At 65.7% G+C, this 17274-nt stretch carries 12 protein-coding genes; 7 read left to right on the top strand and 5 right to left on the bottom strand.

The genetic code is table 11. The features are described from left to right. Positions 1 to 584: 584 nt before the first annotated feature. Positions 585 to 1427 (bottom strand): transposase family protein, encoded by an 843-nt coding sequence (locus ID554_RS00180; protein WP_396888441.1) that lies wholly within the window; start codon positions 1425 to 1427, stop codon positions 585 to 587. Between the two features lie 739 nt (positions 1428 to 2166). Here ID554_RS00180 and ID554_RS00175 point away from each other — a divergent pair. Further along, positions 2167 to 2748 (top strand): reverse transcriptase domain-containing protein, encoded by a 582-nt coding sequence (locus tag ID554_RS00175; protein WP_199489338.1) that lies wholly within the window; start codon positions 2167 to 2169, stop codon positions 2746 to 2748. Here the strand turns inward: ID554_RS00175 and tnpC (ID554_RS00170) are convergent. Further along, positions 2646 to 4064, bottom strand: a complete 1419-nt coding sequence (gene tnpC, locus ID554_RS00170; RefSeq protein WP_191088609.1) for an IS66 family transposase — start codon at positions 4062 to 4064, stop codon at positions 2646 to 2648. The two genes, ID554_RS00175 and tnpC (ID554_RS00170), sit on opposite strands and share 103 nt — an antisense overlap. 79 nt (positions 4065 to 4143) lie before the next feature. Here tnpC (ID554_RS00170) and ID554_RS00165 point away from each other — a divergent pair, with 79 nt between their 5' ends. Then, positions 4144 to 4923: a reverse transcriptase domain-containing protein gene (locus ID554_RS00165; RefSeq protein ID WP_223884364.1), complete on the top strand. Its 780-nt coding sequence runs from the start codon at positions 4144 to 4146 to the stop codon at positions 4921 to 4923. A 269-nt stretch (positions 4924 to 5192) separates the two neighbouring features. Here ID554_RS00165 and ID554_RS00160 read toward each other — a convergent pair whose 3' ends face one another. Then, positions 5193 to 6581 carry an IS1380 family transposase gene (locus ID554_RS00160; RefSeq protein ID WP_191088683.1) on the bottom strand — a complete coding sequence of 463 codons (1389 nt, stop codon included), beginning with the start codon at positions 6579 to 6581 and terminating at the stop codon, positions 5193 to 5195. A 192-nt stretch (positions 6582 to 6773) separates the two neighbouring features. On the opposite strand from ID554_RS00160, the gene ltrA reads away from it, so the two are divergent. The 3 genes from ltrA to ID554_RS00145 all read left to right on the top strand — a co-directional run bounded on the left by ltrA (position 6774) and on the right by ID554_RS00145 (position 11136). Then, a complete protein-coding gene (ltrA, locus tag ID554_RS00155) occupies positions 6774 to 8024 on the top strand; it encodes a group II intron reverse transcriptase/maturase (RefSeq protein WP_223884371.1) in 1251 nt (416 codons plus the stop codon). A 1416-nt stretch (positions 8025 to 9440) separates the two neighbouring features. Then, positions 9441 to 10898 (top strand): NF041680 family putative transposase, encoded by a 1458-nt coding sequence (locus ID554_RS00150; protein ID WP_117231379.1) that lies wholly within the window; start codon positions 9441 to 9443, stop codon positions 10896 to 10898. Between the two features lie 64 nt (positions 10899 to 10962). After that, a complete protein-coding gene (locus ID554_RS00145) occupies positions 10963 to 11136 on the top strand; it encodes a transposase (RefSeq protein ID WP_191088682.1) in 174 nt (57 codons plus the stop codon). 37 nt (positions 11137 to 11173) lie between these two features. Here ID554_RS00145 and tnpC (ID554_RS00140) read toward each other — a convergent pair whose 3' ends face one another. Then, a complete protein-coding gene (gene tnpC / locus ID554_RS00140; RefSeq protein ID WP_191088556.1) occupies positions 11174 to 12622 on the bottom strand; it encodes an IS66 family transposase in 1449 nt (482 codons plus the stop codon). Between the two features lie 127 nt (positions 12623 to 12749). Here tnpC (ID554_RS00140) and ID554_RS00135 point away from each other — a divergent pair, with 127 nt between their 5' ends. Beyond that, positions 12750 to 14177, top strand: coding sequence for an IS1380 family transposase (locus ID554_RS00135; protein ID WP_199489339.1), 1428 nt, complete (start codon positions 12750 to 12752; stop codon positions 14175 to 14177). Between the two features lie 412 nt (positions 14178 to 14589). Then, the gene (locus ID554_RS00130; protein ID WP_191088681.1) at positions 14590 to 15414 is read left to right on the top strand and encodes an IS3 family transposase; all 825 of its coding nucleotides are present in this window, start codon (positions 14590 to 14592) and stop codon (positions 15412 to 15414) included. Positions 15415 to 15843: 429 nt separating this feature from the next. Here the strand turns inward: ID554_RS00130 and ID554_RS00125 are convergent, their stop codons facing one another. Then, a complete protein-coding gene (locus ID554_RS00125) occupies positions 15844 to 17271 on the bottom strand; it encodes an IS1380 family transposase (protein ID WP_199489339.1) in 1428 nt (475 codons plus the stop codon). Between the last annotated feature and the right edge of the window lie 3 nt (positions 17272 to 17274).

Below are 17274 nucleotides of genomic sequence, written 5' to 3'. Positions count from 1 at the left end.
GCGCGTCCGGGTCCGGGTGAGCCAGGTCCCGGCCCAGCCCTTCGGCCAGCTTGCGGCACCGCTGTTCAATCGCGCGCCAACGTCTGGGGTCAGGCACAGCCCGTCCCGCCCTGGATGCCTGCTGCCCAGCGACACGCCGCGTCACCCTCACAGCTTGACATCCCAACCCCACCCGCCGCACCTCGGCCCCCTCCGATCCTCCGAAGGGTGTCGTGGCGGCACGCGCATCGCGCGATTGGCACCGTTCTCACGAGATGGAAGATTCATCAAAACATGTCAAAATCCATAGAGCCGGTGGCGTTGACGGGGTGTGGGCGAATTGTCACCCAAGGCGGACATTCTTATCGATCATCTTTACGGTGAGTCAAGTCCGACCAATCCGTCCACGCCTCCCGTCTCATATAGGGAGACAGCGGAGGAGCGGGGACAGCGAGGGTTGGCCGACTCTGACTACATTCACATCAGTCATATTCCCGCCGCCACGGCCCTCGGGACCGTTGTGGCAGGCAGGCACAACGAAAGGGGAATTCAGTGCGATTAGTCCAGAAGCGGCTCAAATGGAAACATGGGCTATTGAAGTTATCTCAACAAGATTCGGATAGGTATTTGTATTCGAAGTGGGTCAGGTGTAATGCGGCGGCGACGATGTCGCCGATTCGGCGTGGGCTGATGTTCGTGTGGCGGAGCGTCTTCCAGCGTCCGATCAGGATGGCGAAGCCGCGTTCGCCTTGCCATCGCAGGCCGCGGAGCAGCTGGTTGTAGGCGCGGTTGTCGGGTGCGAGGCGGCTGCCGTCGGTGGGCTGCTTGATCGGGGTCTTGATGCCGTGGCCTGTGCTTTCGTAGCCGGAGTCGGCCAGGGCGGGCAGGTCGAGTTCGGCGGCGGACCAGTTCAGGGCGGCGGTGACGCCGAGTTCGCGGGCGCAGCTGGTGTCGTGTAGATGCCCGGGCATCGCCGCCGATGTCCAGATCGGTAGCCCGTCCGGGCGCATGACGGCTTGGATGTTCGCGCCGAAGTCGCGGTGCTTTCCCGAATACCAGGCGTCGATGGTCTCGCCCTTGACGGACAGGGTGGTCTCGGTGAGCCGGTCGCAGTCGAACAGTTTGCCGTCGAGGATCACGTACGGCCAGCCGTCGGCGGCGGCCCGACGCAGAGCGGTGTGCAGGTCGGTCGCCTGGGCGGCGAGTACGGCTACGCCCTCGTCGCGGTAGCGGTAGGCGGTGGCCCGGGAGATCCCGAATCCGGCGGCCAGCAGGGTCAGGTCCTCGGCTTTGCGGAACCAGATGAGCACGAGAAGTGCCTGGTGGAAGCAGGTCAGGGCGCGGGTGTCACGCCGGGTTCCGCGGGCTCGGCGTTCGGCGGCCAGCAGCCGGCCGAGGTACTGCACGAGTTCCCTGGGGACATCGATCATGGCACGATAGGCGATCACGCGGAGTCCTCATGGTGTAGGTGATCTTGTGGTGAGAACTACCTACCGAGGACTCCGCGTCCTCTTCCAGCACCGTCCGATCTCAACAGTTTCGCCCGTGTCGCACCAATCAACACATTCGCGTCGCTGAGATCAGCTCTTGTGAACACGAACGTGGAAAGCGAGGCAAAGATTGATGACGGTCTCGTGGACTGCGGTGCTGTATGGGAGATGGAGGTTGTTTGGCCCTCCGGAGCCGGCTTGCGGAAGCAGGCTTCAAACCACCACGAGGGGCGTTGGCTGAAGACCGTCGTCCTGAGCGTCGTTGGAGAAGGCGTGACTGTGATCGCGTCAGGTATGGACCGGGAAGATGAGCGATGAACGTCGAGTTCTCTGTCGTTGACGTGTCGAAACTCAGTCAGACGACATCAGAACCGAGGCCGGAGGTGAGTCTCGGGATGAGCCTGGGGGATATCCGCTTACTGCCCAGGTGGTGTCCGGCATATAGGCAGCATGAGCCCGGTCCAGGCTCTCATACGGAACGTGTGAAGGCGGACCCCGATACTGTCCGTCGGTTGACCGGCGGCGAGAGGGAGGACTCCAAGCGGAGGAGACCGCGAGGAGCAGAGTACCGATGCGGGGCCGCTGGCGGACTCGCCCGTAGTAGCTGTGAACCGCCTGCGTATCGCAGTGGGTTGGGGAGCGAAGGGGCGGGGTCGTTCAGGCTGGTTTGTGCGGTCAACCGTGAGGGAGGAACCGCGTGAGTCAGCCAGGGTTGACAGGCAAGTCGCACGATATCCCAAAGCGGCTGATCTGGGCCGCGTGGTTGAAGGTGAAAGGTAATGGCGGAGCGGCCGGGGCCGACGGAGTGACGATCGAACAGTTCGAAACGAGGTTGGCTGACAACCTCTACCGGCTGTGGAACCGTATGTCGTCGGGCAGCTATTTCCCCGGCCCGGTCCGGGCGGTGGAGATCCCGAAGAAGGGTGGGGTCAGGATTCTGGGCATTCCCAATGTGGTCGACCGGGTGGCGCAGACGGTGGCGGTGCTGGTGTTGGAGCCGGAGGTGGAGAAGGTGTTCCACGACGACTCCTACGGATATCGTCCCGGACGGTCCCCGATTGATGCGATTCGGGTGTGTCGGCAGCGGTGTTTCAAGAAGGACTGGGTCGTCGATTTGGACGTCAAGGCCTTTTTCGACTCCGTGCGGTGGGATTTGATGCTCAAGGCGGTACGTATTCAGCTTGATATTGCCGGTTCCGGTAGCCATGGTCCGGTGGTGAAGAGTTGTTCGAGCACGTCGAGGGCGTCTTTGCCGTGTTTGGTGGCGGTGGACAGGTAGGACCGTAGGGTGGCGAAGTCGGCCAGGCCTTGCAGGGTGCGCCAGGTCGCGGAGATCTTCTGTTGGAGTTTGACCGGGCGGAGATCGCGTTCGGCCTGGTTGTTGGTGAAGGGCACGGCCAGATCGACGGTGAACCGTAGGATCATGTCGCGGTGGGCGGTGAAGCGTTCGACCAGCGTGCCGGCTCGTGACGGCTTGCCGTCACGATCGGGCGGGTTCTGCTGGCGGCCGTAAGCGAGGGCCCCGGCGTAACAGGCACGGATGTGACTGATCTCGTCGGCTGACAGTGCGTCCCGGCCCGCGGTGACGGCCTGCTCGGTCATCTTCTTGGCCATCAGCAGGGTTTGCGCCATCACCTCGGCCCACTGCTGGCCGGCCGGGTCGGACTCGTGCACGCCGCGCAGATCGCGGATCAGATGTGCTCCGCACCAGGCGTGATCGGCGTCGGCCAGGTGGCGGTAGGCGGCGTAGCCGTCACGCACGAGGGTGCCGGTGAACCCGGGCAGGACCTTCCCGGCGTCGATGTCGGCCTTGCTGCGGCCGCCGACGTGGAACAAGGTCAGCTCAGGGGTGCAGGCCACGTGCACGTACTTGAAGCCGCCGTCGACCCTTGCCGGGGTCTCATCGGCGTGCAGCACCTGCTGGACGTGCAGCAACGCGGCCGTGCGGGACACGAACGGCCCGAGCCTGCGGGCCGCCTCACCGACCACCTGGTGCACGAACCCGGTCGACACCCGCACCCCGAGCAGATCACCCAACAGCGCGGCGGCCCGGGCGAAGGGCAGGAACTGGACGGCCCGCGCGTAGACGACGGCGGCCTTGACACCGACGCCGTACTGCACCCGCCCGGACACCCCGCCGGGTGCCACCGGCTCGCTGACCTGCCCGCACCCGCCGCACTCAACCGCGACCAGTTGGTGCTCAACGACCACCGACCGCCGCTCGGGCAGCTCGATCACCTGCCGGCGCTGCCGCCCGTACTCACGCCCATCACCCAGCGGAGCCCCACAACCCGGATGGCCACACCGCTGTGGCCGGTGCTCGATGACCTCATCCGGATCCGCGACCAGTTCGAGGGTCCATCCCGGCGCTCCCGGCTGCTTGCCCCGCCGCCGCCCACTGCCTTTACCCGGCTGCCGGGCCGGACGGCCCGGACCGTCCGACGAGGGAGGCTTCGACGAGTTCGAGGAGTTCATCCCCAACCGGCGTTTCAGTTCAGCGTTCTCGGCTTCCAACCGATCAACCCGTTCCCGCAGCTCAACCAGCATCGCGACCAGATCCTCGTACGAGAGCGGGACCTGCGGGACGGACGACACCCCATGATCATGTCAGCCGATCGACCAGAGTGGACAACCGGCCCCCCACTCACCTCAAGCTGAATACGTACTCAAGGCGGTGGCGCGTCACACGACTCACCCGTGGGTCATGCTGTATGTGGAGCGCTGGTTGAGAGCGCCGATTCTGATGCCCGACGGGACCCTGACCCATCGGAACAAGGGGACACCGCAGGGTGGTCCGATCTCCCCGTTGATCGCCAACATTTTTCTGCACTACGGCTTCGACACCTGGATGGGCCGTGAGTTTCCCGGGGTCGGGTTCGAGCGGTTCGCAGACGATGTGGTGGTCCACTGCGTGACCGAACGTCAGGCGCAACAGGTGCGTCAGGCGATCGATCGTCGGTTCGCGGACATCGGGTTGCAGTTGCACCCCGACAAGACGCGCATCGTGTACTGCAAAGACGACCGGCGCCGTCTCGACTACGAGCTGGTGACGTTCACGTTCTGCGGGTACGCGTTTCGTCCCCGGAAGGCATGGGACAAGATCCGCGGAAGGGCCCGGACCGGGTTCCTACCCGCGGTTGCCCCGGGGAAGCTGACCGATATGAGCCGCAAGGTCGCGTCCTGGCGGCTACATCGACGCACGACCGGCAACCTGGCAGACCTCGCCGTAGAGGTCAACCCTGTCCTTCGGGGCTGGTTGAACTACTTCACCGTGTTTTACCCGAGCGCGGTCTACCCGATCGGCAAGCGCATCGATCGTCATCTGATGCGCTGGGCGAAGTGGAAGTACAAGCGACTCAAACGCAGCGACGACAGAGCTCGAGTATGGCTACGAGACGTCCGGCAACGGTCGCCCGACCTGTTCGCGCACTGGGCGATGCGGTACACGACCTGACAACCGAACGGCACGAGCCGGATGAGTCGAGAGGTTCACGTCCGGATCTGTGGGGGACGGCGGGTGAAACTCCCGCCGTCTACCCGGCAGCCTCGATCCACCGACGCGGTTCGTGATGGTCGCGTTTGAATAGCTCTGATATCGGGTGGTTTTGGGGTACGGCGGAATTGCCGATTACGTGGTCGGCTTGCTCTGGGCAGGTTGTGCTGGAGTGGGGTGGGGTTCGTGGCTTGTGGTCGGGCCGCCTGGTTCCGGTCGGTATGCGGCGGTCAGTCGGGTGCGGTACGGATGGCGGTGAACAGATTCTCGAACGCGGGTTGCCAGGGCCAGTGCTCGGGTAGGTGCAGGTGGATGGTGCGGGCCCGGTGCGCGAGGCGGGCGGCGACGGTGACGATCCGGGTCCGGATCGTGGTGGTCCGGGCGGTCGTCCAGGCGCCGGCGGCGAGGTGACCGGCGGCCCGGGTGAGGTTGTGGGCGATGCCGGCGCAGGTCAGCCAGGCGGCGTTGGCGTTGAACCGGCCGGACGGCAGGTGCGTGAGAGGGCCGGCGATCAGGTCGGCGTTGATCTGCTCGATGACCGCGTGCTGCCGGTGCTGGGCTTCGGCCTGCACGAGGGTGAACGGGCTGTCGGTGAACACCGCGTGATATCGGTAGTTCGGTAGGAGTTCTTCCTGGCCCGGGGCCTGGGTAGGGTCGTCGCGGCGGATGCGGCGCACGATCAGCCGGGCGGTGACGGCGTGCCGGGTGCCGGCGAAGGCGGTGTAGGTGGTCTCGGCGATCTGCGCGTCGGAGATCCACCGCTGCTCGTCGTCGTCCCAGACGGCCTGCGGGTAACGGATGTTGATCCACTGGTCATCGCCGATGCTGTCGCAGGCGGCGCGGATCTTGGTGTCGATGCGGGTGGTGACCGAGAACCGCACCTGGTGGCGCCGGCAGGTGCCGATGACCGCCTTGGCGTAGAACGCGGAGTCGGCCCGCACCACGATCTCGCCGGTCGCGCCGCAGGCACGGGCGGTGGTGATCGTCTCGGCGATCATGCTGGCAGCGCCCTTGCTGGAGCCGGTGTTACCCGAACGCAGCCTCGTGGTAGCGACGACCGGCGCCGTCAGCGGGGTGGACAACGTCGCCACGAGGGGGTTGTAGCCGCGCAACCAGACGTTGTAGCCGCCGACCTTGGCGTGACCGAACCCGATGCCCTGCTTCTGTTTGCCGTAGACACGGCGCAGCATCGAGTCGATGTCCACAAAGCACAGCGTGTCCGCGCCGGCCAGTAGCGGTGTCCGGGCGGCGAGGCCGACCAGAGTGTCGCGGGCGGCGGCCTGTAACTGCCGCACATGCCCGTGGGTGAACGTGCGCAGGAACGAACCGAGCGTCGAGGGCGCGTACACGCTGGTGAACAGTGACCGCATCCCGCCGTGCCGGGCCACGTCAAGGTCATCGATGCTGTCCGCGCCCGCGAGCATCCCGGCCACGATCGTGGCGACCTTCCCGGCCGGATTCGCGCCCTTGTCCGTCGGCAGACTCACCCGGTCGGCGACCGCATCGTGCAGACCGGCCTGCTCGGCCAGACGCATCACCGGAACAAGGCCGGCACACGACACCAGATTTGGATCGTCGAACGTCGCGCGCACCACCGGCGCGTCATAGCGTAATCTCACCTGCGAAGTGCCCTCTCGAACCGACCGATAGAAGCGTCAACACTCCTATCCTTCCAGTTCAGGGGGCACTTTCTATACCCGGGCTCCCGCCGGTTCGACCTTCATCGGTGGATCGAGGCTCAGTGGGTTGGGGAGCGAAGGGGCGGGGTCGTTCAGGCTGGTTTGTGCGGTCAACCGTGAGGGAGGAACCGCGTGAGTCAGCCAGGGTTGACAGGCAAGTCGCACGATATCCCAAAGCGGCTGATCTGGGCCGCGTGGTTGAAGGTGAAAGGTAATGGCGGAGCGGCCGGGGCCGACGGAGTGACGATCGAACAGTTCGAAACGAGGTTGGCTGACAACCTCTACCGACTGTGGAACCGTATGTCGTCGGGCAGCTATTTCCCAGGCCCGGTCCGGGCGGTGGAGATCCCGAAGAAGGGTGGGGTCAGGATTCTGGGCATTCCCAATGTGGTCGACCGGGTGGCGCAGACGGTGGCGGTGCTGGTGTTGGAGCCGGAGGTGGAGAAGGTGTTCCACGACGACTCCTACGGATATCGTCCCGGACGGTCCCCGATTGATGCGATTCGGGTGTGTCGGCAGCGGTGTTTCAAGAAGGACTGGGTCGTCGATTTGGACGTCAAGGCCTTTTTCGACTCCGTGCGGTGGGATTTGATGCTCAAGGCGGTGGCGCGTCACACGACTCACCCGTGGGTCATGCTGTATGTGGAGCGCTGGTTGAGAGCGCCGATTCTGATGCCCGACGGGACCCTGACCCATCGGAACAAGGGGACACCGCAGGGTGGTCCGATCTCCCCGTTGATCGCCAACATTTTTCTGCACTACGGCTTCGACACCTGGATGGGCCGTGAGTTTCCCGGGGTCGGGTTCGAGCGGTTCGCAGACGATGTGGTGGTCCACTGCGTGACCGAACGTCAGGCGCAACAGGTGCGTCAGGCGATCGATCGTCGGTTCGCGGACATCGGGTTGCAGTTGCACCCCGACAAGACGCGCATCGTGTACTGCAAAGACGACCGGCGCCGTCTCGACTACGAGCTGGTGACGTTCACGTTCTGCGGGTACGCGTTTCGTCCCCGGAAGGCATGGGACAAGATCCGCGGAAGGGCCCGGACCGGGTTCCTACCCGCGGTTGCCCCGGGGAAGCTGACCGATATGAGCCGCAAGGTCGCGTCCTGGCGGCTACATCGACGCACGACCGGCAACCTGGCAGACCTCGCCGTAGAGGTCAACCCTGTCCTTCGGGGCTGGTTGAACTACTTCACCGTGTTTTACCCGAGCGCGGTCTACCCGATCGGCAAGCGCATCGATCGTCATCTGATGCGCTGGGCGAAGTGGAAGTACAAGCGACTCAAACGCAGCGACGACAGAGCTCGAGTATGGCTACGAGACGTCCGGCAACGGTCGCCCGACCTGTTCGCGCACTGGGCGATGCGGTACACGACCTGACAACCGAACGGCACGAGCCGGATGAGTCGAGAGGTTCACGTCCGGATCTGTGGGGGACGGCGGGTGAAACTCCCGCCGTCTACCCGGCACTGGATATGGATTGAACAGGGCTTGGTCAAGGAGGGCGAGGTAGCAACCGTACCGCGCTCCAACCCGATGGGTCTTGTCGCGGAGTCTGCCGTGCACATTGACCTTGCAACTTCGGTCGAACCGACACGTATACAGATACTCGCCTACCGAACCATCGAAGGGAACGGCCTGCCTACAGGGACACCGGAAGAAGCGTCGTGTGAACCCACGGCGACTCCTGCCAGATGCACGTACACTGTCGACGATCGGATCCGCATCTCGACAGTGTCAAGCGACGAAACCCGGTTGATCATTGTCAACGCCGCTTGGTACGTTCCCGCACGGATGCGTGAGCAGGATGGCCGACTTCCCGCCGAGGTGTCAGCGTCCTGGGCATTCATTACCGAGACAACCAGACGCGGGTGAACGACCTGTGGAAGGCAGTATGAACGAGATTCTGGGACCCCTGCTGGTCGCCATGACAACGGCCGACGCCCGTCATCCCCGCCTTGCCATCGAACTCGTCAGCTCCTACGACGAGCGGTACCTCGCCGAGGTCGTCGCCCCGGCGTTGGGACAATCCGTGTCTCCGCTGACCACGCCGGGGCGCCGGTCGCTCGGCGGGTTGCTGATACGGAGTCGGCCGGAGGCTCCCACGCCACCAAACTTGGTCCGCTGCCGCCTACAGGTAGACAAGCCTGATCGGTGGCGTTACGAAGACCTCGGCGAGGAAGGCGCCGTCTTACGTGCCCACGGTTCGGACGGTGTCACCCGCTGGGCATATGTAGACGCCACAGTCAGAGCATGGCGTCCCGATCCTTCGGCCGACGTTCGGCAACTGGCGCCGACTGCCTGGCAGCAGGCCCCGAGCCCCGCCCTCCGCGAGGTCATTGACCCATCCCTTGTCCTACCGGCGCTATCGATCACGCACGCCGAGCCTTTCGAGTCCGAGTTTGGCGCGGCAGTCCGGCTGCAAGGATCCCCTCGATCCGCCGACCTTGTCGAGTCCGCACTTGTAAGCCCCTGGGCTGACCAGTGTGACGTTGACGTGCATTTCGCGACGGGTATCGTGCTGACCGCGAACAACATGTCGGCCAGTGGGCGAACTCTCGTGCAGCATTCACTTGTCACGCTGGACATCTCAAGCCCATTCGGAGACGAAACATTCGCTGTACCAGAGCGTGAAAGCTTCGCCCCTTAACTCTCCTGCCCACTTGCAAGCCGCTGTCTTAGCTTGTCGTTTAACCTGCCGCCGGGTTCGCCGAGGTGCCCCAGGGTGATCATGAGGGCAGCCCTTGCGTGATCATGGTTCTTGCGAAGGAGCCATGAGACACAACAAGGGCTGCGGTGATCAGTGTGAACGATGCCGGTCGGAGTGCTGCGTTCGGGGAGTTGTCGGAGTTCCGGCAGGACTTCTACGCCTCGCTGCGTTGGCGGGCGGATGCGTTGTTCGAGCTTGCCGACGCGGTGTTGTGCGTCGATGGGCCGGTCACCAGCCTGGTCGGGTTGTCTTTGGCGGCGGAGCATCGTCGTGGTCATGGTGCGTTGTACGACGCGGTGAACAGCGGGATGGTCGAGGTGGACCGGTTGCGGCGGGCGCTGGCCGGGTTGCCGTTGCCGCGTGGCCGTGACGGCCGGATCGTGTTGACGGTCGATGTCAGTCCGTGGTTGCGGCCGGACGCCGCGACTGCGGAGCAGCGCTCGTTCTGCCATGTGTACGGCCGTGGGCGTGGTGCTGCGCAGATGATCCCGGGGTGGGCGTACTCGTTCGTCGCTGTGTTGGAGACCGGGCGTTCGTCTTGGACCGCGGTGCTGGACGCGGTGCGGATCGGGCCGCTCGAGGATGCCACCGAGGTGACCGCCGGGCAGGCGCGGGAGGTCGTCGACCGGCTTCGTGAGCACGGCAGGTGGTGTGACGGCGACCCGCGGATGATGATTGTGTTCGACGCTGGCTACGACGTGACCAGGCTGGCGTGGCTGCTACACGATCTGCCGGTGGATCTTGTGGGGCGGCTGCGTTCGGACCGGGTCCTGTACTTACCCGCCCCGCCCCGGGCGCCGGGACAGCTCGGACGCCCGGCCCGGCACGGCGGGGTCTTCGACCTCGACGAACCGGCCAGGCATCCGGCCCCTGCCGTCGCCACGGTCACGGAGACCACCCGTTACGGTGCGGCGTTCGCCGACGCGTGGGACCGGGCCCATCCGAGGCTGGCTCGGCGCGGCGGGTGGGCTGAGCATGTGGGGCCGTTGCCGATCATCGAGGGCACCGTCATCCGGCTACGGGTGGGCCGGCTGCCCGGTGATCGGAATCCGAAACCGGTGTGGTTGTGGGTCTCGGCGACCGGGCTGACCGCGTCCGAGGTGGACCGGATCTGGCAGGCGTATCTGCGTCGTTTCGATGTGGAGCACACGTTCCGGCTGTTCAAGCAGACCCTCGGCTGGACCCGCCCGCGGCTGCGGGATCCGAAGGCCGCTGACCGGTGGACCTGGCTGATCATCGCCGTGCACACCCAGCTACGGTTGGCCCGCGATCTGGCCACCGACCTGCGACGCCCCTGGGAGCGTCCGCCGGCGAAACCCGGACGGCTGACCCCGGCCCGCGTCCGGCGAGGGTTTCGCAACCTCCAGCCGAAACTGGCCCAGCCGGCGAGTGCACCGAAACCCACCCGACCAGGCCCGGGACGCCCGCCCGGCTCCCGGAACAAGCACGTCAGAGCACACCCGCCGGTCGGCAAGCCCCAACACCAGAACGCAACAACCAGCCACAACAAGCCACAAAAGGTTAAATCACAAGCTCAGCCTTGAGGTGACCCGAGAACTCCGGACACGTCCCCAAGTAGGGTGACGAGGAGTCCGGGAGGAACAGTACGTGAGCAAGAAACCTGCGAAGTATTCGCCTGAGTTGCGGGCAGAAGCGGTGCGTTCGGTGGTCGAGGGTCGGCGTACCTATGCTGAGGTTGCGCGTGATTTCGGTCTGGTCGCCGAGACAGTCCGGAACTGGGTGATCGCCGAGAAGAAGCGTAATCCTGGGGTAACTGGATAGGTGCTGGAACATCGGGTATGCGTGTACGCCGATTTGCTCAGGTGGTGGCGGGGATCCAGGGGTTTCCGGTGACGGCTTGGATCAGGGCGTCGAGCATGTTGTTGCCTTGGCGGATGGCGGTGGCGGTGTAGCTGCGGATGGCGGCGAAGTGTTCGGCGCCGGTCATGGTGCGCATGCTTCCGGAGACCTTGATCCGTAGTTTCGGCATACGGATGGTCTGTTCGGCGGCGTTGTTGTCGAAGGGGACGGCCGGGTCGGTGACGAATCGTAGGTAGTCGTCGCGGCGGTCGCGGAGCCGGACGAACAGGGCGTGGTGTTTGCGCTGGAGTTTGCCGTCGCGGCCGGCGGTGGCCTGCGCGCCGAGCACGACGGCGGAGCGCAGCAGGTACTGCTGCTCGCGTAGGGCGTCCGGGTTCGCTGTGTCCTGCCCGGTGTGGGCGTCGTCGGCCAGGCGGTTGAGCCGGCGCAGCGCGTTGATGGCTTGGGTGGCGAGGTCGGCGGTGGGGCCGGTGGCGGTGTCGGTGACGTAGACCAGTTCACGCAGCACGTGGGCGTTGCACAGGGCGTGGTTGGCGCTGGTGTAGGTGTCGTATGGCGCCCACGCGTCGTGCACGGCGACACCGGTGAAGCCGGGCAGGACACCGGCGTCGTCAATGGCGGCGGCGCCGCGTCTGCGGTGCGCCGTGAGGAGCACGTCGGTGCCGGTGGACGCGGAGTGCAGCCAGGCCAGACGGCCTTCGACGCGCATCCCGGTCTCGTCGAAGTGCACGACCGGCGCCTGCCGGATCCGGTCGCGGATCACCGGCAGCACCTGCTCGATGATGCCGAGGGCGGTGCGTTTGACCCAGGCGGTGACCGTGGCCGCCGCGACCGGCAGGCCGAACAGGTCCCGCAGCGCGTCGGCGGTACGGCCGATCGACAGGAACTGCCCGTGCAACAGGTAGACCCCGATCGCGGCGATCCGCGGCCCGTACACGGCAGGCGCGGTGGCCTCGGCGGGCCCGATGCCGGTGGTGCGATGTCCACACGGGCAGGCGAGGGTGACGATCTGATGCTCGGTCACCACGACCGTCGGTTCCGGAATGTCGAACACCTGCCGCCGGGTCACGGACACTTCGGCCGCGCCGGCCAGATCGTTGTCGCAGCCCGCGCACACCTCGGGGGTGTGCCGCACGATGACGTCGGGGTCGGCGACCTGCTCCAGAGTGGCGCCGGGCTGCCCGGCCGGGCGCCCCGGCCCCCGCCCGGACCTACCGCGCAAAGATTTGGGTGCCGGCTTGGCCAGCCCGTCCGTCGACGGCGGTTTCGAGGAGTTCTTCGACGACTGCTTCAGCTGGGCTTCCAGATCAGCGATCCGGCACTTCGCCGTACTGAGGTCAGCCTCCAGCTCCGCGATCCGCCCGAGCGCCTGATCCAACCGGGCGAACAGGTCCGCGTTCAGCGCAAGCAGCTGCTCATACGACGGCTGCGAAGGATCGGCGGGCACGAACGGTCAACCTCCCCGAGTCAGAGGCGATTTGACTGATCGAGGGCGATAAACGAAAGGTGCTCCTGACCTGCAAGGATTTGGGTGTCGAGTCCATGTCCACAGCAGAAGCGGGTGCACCTTTCTGGTGAGTAAGGGTAGCGGGTGGGATCAGCGGCTGGTCGTCGGCGCGGGCGGGAAGGGTCTGGTCGGTCACGCGGGTGCGGTCCTGCTGCGCAAATGCGCAGATCGGACCGGTCTGACCAGCGGTTTGAACAAGGTGCTACCGCGCGGCAAGGGCCCTGGGTGGTGGGATCGCGGCACGGTCCTGGTCTCACTCGCGGTCGCGATCGTGCTCGGCGCCACGAGCATGTCCGACATCGCGGTCCTCGCCCATCAGGGATTGGTCTTCGGTGATCGGCCGTCGGAGCCAACCGTCCGGCGAGCGTTGGCCGGTCTCGACGAGACCGCGCTGAAACGGATCGGCAAAGCGCGGGCGAAGGTCCGCGCTCACGTATGGGCCCTGCTCGCCCGCCGCCCGCAAGGGTTCCCGTGGCTGACGGTGGCGGGCAAGCTGCTGTCCGGGTGGGTGGTCATCGATCTGGACGCCACCCTGATCACCGCTCACTCACCGAAGCAGGGTGCGGCGGCCACGTTCAAGAAGGGTTTCGGGTTCCATCCGCTCGGTGCGTGGTGTGCGAACACCGCGGAATGCCTGGCCATGCTGCTGCGGCCCGGCAGTGCCGGCTCGAATACGGTCGCCGATCACATCCGGGTTCTCGGTGAGGCGATCGCTCAGTTGCCGGTCGCCTACCGGCGCAAGATTCTGATCAGGGTCGATGGGGCCGGTGCCACCCACGACCTGCTCGAGCACATCGAGGCGATGAACCGGCTGTGGCGCAGCGTGAAGTTCACCGTCGGCTGGACGATCACCGACGCCGACGAGATCGCGATCGAGCAACTGCCTGCTGAAGCGTGGACCGACGGCCTCGCCCAGGACGGCACGGCCGTCGACACCGCGCATGTCGCGGAACTGACCGGCCTCAACCAGCGCCTGGAGAACTGGAACGGCCGGCTACGGCTGCTCGTGCGGCGCACGAAGCCGTCGGCCCGGCACGCGAAGAATCTCACCGCGCTGGAGAAGCGGACCGGCTGGCGGTACGCGATCGTCGCCACCAACATCAGCCGGATCGCCGGGGTGCCGGGCTCGCACCAGCCGCAATGGATCGACGCTTTGCATCGTTCGCACGCAGGAGTGGAAGACAAGGTGCGCACGAACAAGGCCATGGGCCTGCGGAACCTGCCGTCGAAGGCCTGGACCGTCAACCGCGGCTGGGTCCTCGCCGCCAACATCGCCGCGGACATCACTTCCTGGACCCGGTTGCTCGGCCTGCACGACCAGGACGACCTCGCCCACGCCGAACCCGCAACACTGCGTTACCGGCTGCTGCACCTGCCCGCGAAACTGGCCGCCCACGCCCGCCGGCGTGTCCTGTCCATCCCCGAGACCTGGCCGTGGGCCGACGCGTTCACCCTCTGCTGGCAGCGCCTCACCCTGCTACCACTGACAACCTGACCCTGGACCCCTGTACCTACCAGTAGAAAGACCGTGACCGAGGGCCCGGAGAACTCGCGCTTCCACAGCGACACGTGGCGATATCACACCCAAACCGGGTGGACAAAACGGTCAAGCCGAAACGGTCAGGCAGGGAGCAAGACCCTCTGACGGATCGAGGTCAACGACCCACCCCGGCCAAACACCTCTGAAAGATCAACGACACCTATCCAGTTACATCCTGGGCAGACCGACGAGACGCGGGATGCGATCGATCGGGCGAGGGTCGCGGAGATGGAACGGCGTATCCGTGAGCTGGAGCAGGAGAACGCTTTCTTGAAAAAAGCTGCGGCCTTCTTCGCGAGAGAACAACGATAAGCGAGCGTTACGCGCTTGTCGCTGCGGAGAAGGCTGCCTTCGACGTGACGATGATGTGCCGCCTGGTCGGTGTTTCCCGGTCCGCGGTTTCTACGAATGGCTGGATCGGCCGCCGTCGGCCGGAGAGCGACGTCGTGTGGAGTTGACCGCGATGATCGAAGCCGTGTTTATCGGCTCGGGCCGCACGTACGGGTATCGGCGTGTGCACGCCGAGCTCGTCCGCGGTGGGGTCGAGGTCGACGATGACCTGGTGCGGCGGCTGATGGGAGCGAAGGGGCTGGTGCCGGTGCAGGTGAAGCGGCGGCGAGGGCTGACCGTGCCGGACCGTGCTGCGGGGCCGATCCCGGACCTGGTCGGCCGGGACTTCACCGCGACGGTGCCGGGCGTGAAGATGGTCGGCGACATCACCCAGATCGATACCGGCGAGGGGCCGTTGTATCTGGCTTCGGTTATCGATTGCTATTCGAAGAGTGTTATCGGGTGGGCGGTCGACGAGCGTTACCCGGCTTCTTTGGTGTGCGCTGCCGTGGACATGGCAGCGCGGCGTGTTCCGCTGCCGGACGGGGCTGTTTTTCATTCCGATCGCGGCAGCCAGTACACGTCCGGCGACTTCGCGGCCACGCTTGCCCGACACGAGAATCGGCAATCAGTCGGGCGGACCGGCATCTGTTTCGATAATGCCATGGCCGAGTCGTTCTTCGGGAAACTGAAGACCGAGTGGGTACATCATCGTGTGTTCGCTACCCGGGCTGACGCACGCCGCGAGATCATCCGGTTCATCGAGGGCTTCTACAACCGGCGTCGGTTGCATTCCGGCCTTGGCTATAGACCGCCGGCCGAAGTTCTCGATGAATGGTTTGCTAATCGTCAAGTCGCATGATAGATTGCATTTGGTTCGAGTCCGGATTTTTCGGATCACGTCACCTCGATCCGTGGACGTAGTTCGAGTTGGTCTCGTGATCCGCTGTGTCGGTCCTGTTCGGCTGTGGACGCGGTTGGTTCGCTGGTCTGCCCAGCGTGCTCGGTTTCTGTGATCGTCGGGTGAGCGCGGGTGCGTGTGCTGGTGGGGGTGTTGCGTGCGTGGGGTGGTGTGTTCAGGTGACGAAGATGGTCCGCCAGAGGGTGGACCAGGCGTCGGCGCGGGGCCAGCCTCGATCCGTCAGAGGGTCTTGCTCCCTGCCTGACCGTTTCGGCTTGACCGTTTTGTCCACCCGGTTTGGGTGTGATATCGCCACGTGTCGCTGTGGAAGCGCGAGTTCTCCGGGCCCTCGGTCACGGTCTTTCTACTGGTAGGTACAGGGGTCCAGGGTCAGGTTGTCAGTGGTAGCAGGGTGAGGCGCTGCCAGCAGAGGGTGAACGCGTCGGCCCACGGCCAGGTCTCGGGGATGGACAGGACACGCCGGCGGGCGTGGGCGGCCAGTTTCGCGGGCAGGTGCAGCAGCCGGTAACGCAGTGTTGCGGGTTCGGCGTGGGCGAGGTCGTCCTGGTCGTGCAGGCCGAGCAACCGGGTCCAGGAAGTGATGTCCGCGGCGATGTTGGCGGCGAGGACCCAGCCGCGGTTGACGGTCCAGGCCTTCGACGGCAGGTTCCGCAGGCCCATGGCCTTGTTCGTGCGCACCTTGTCTTCCACTCCTGCGTGCGAACGATGCAAAGCGTCGATCCATTGCGGCTGGTGCGAGCCCGGCACCCCGGCGATCCGGCTGATGTTGGTGGCGACGATCGCGTACCGCCAGCCGGTCCGCTTCTCCAGCGCGGTGAGATTCTTCGCGTGCCGGGCCGACGGCTTCGTGCGCCGCACGAGCAGCCGTAGCCGGCCGTTCCAGTTCTCCAGGCGCTGGTTGAGGCCGGTCAGTTCCGCGACATGCGCGGTGTCGACGGCCGTGCCGTCCTGGGCGAGGCCGTCGGTCCACGCTTCAGCAGGCAGTTGCTCGATCGCGATCTCGTCGGCGTCGGTGATCGTCCAGCCGACGGTGAACTTCACGCTGCGCCACAGCCGGTTCATCGCCTCGATGTGCTCGAGCAGGTCGTGGGTGGCACCGGCCCCATCGACCCTGATCAGAATCTTGCGCCGGTAGGCGACCGGCAACTGAGCGATCGCCTCACCGAGAACCCGGATGTGATCGGCGACCGTATTCGAGCCGGCACTGCCGGGCCGCAGCAGCATGGCCAGGCATTCCGCGGTGTTCGCACACCACGCACCGAGCGGATGGAACCCGAAACCCTTCTTGAACGTGGCCGCCGCACCCTGCTTCGGTGAGTGAGCGGTGATCAGGGTGGCGTCCAGATCGATGACCACCCACCCGGACAGCAGCTTGCCCGCCACCGTCAGCCACGGGAACCCTTGCGGGCGGCGGGCGAGCAGGGCCCATACGTGAGCGCGGACCTTCGCCCGCGCTTTGCCGATCCGTTTCAGCGCGGTCTCGTCGAGACCGGCCAACGCTCGCCGGACGGTTGGCTCCGACGGCCGATCACCGAAGACCAATCCCTGATGGGCGAGGACCGCGATGTCGGACATGCTCGTGGCGCCGAGCACGATCGCGACCGCGAGTGAGACCAGGACCGTGCCGCGATCCCACCACCCAGGGCCCTTGCCGCGCGGTAGCACCTTGTTCAAACCGCTGGTCAGACCGGTCCGATCTGCGCATTTGCGCAGCAGGACCGCACCCGCGTGACCGACCAGACCCTTCCCGCCCGCGCCGACGACCAGCCGCTGATCCCACCCGCTACCCTTACTCACCAG

It is taken from the genome of Micromonospora craniellae (assembly GCF_014764405.1).
Lineage (GTDB): Bacteria > Actinomycetota > Actinomycetes > Mycobacteriales > Micromonosporaceae > Micromonospora > Micromonospora craniellae.
This window is presented reverse-complemented; position numbering and strand designations above follow the sequence as displayed.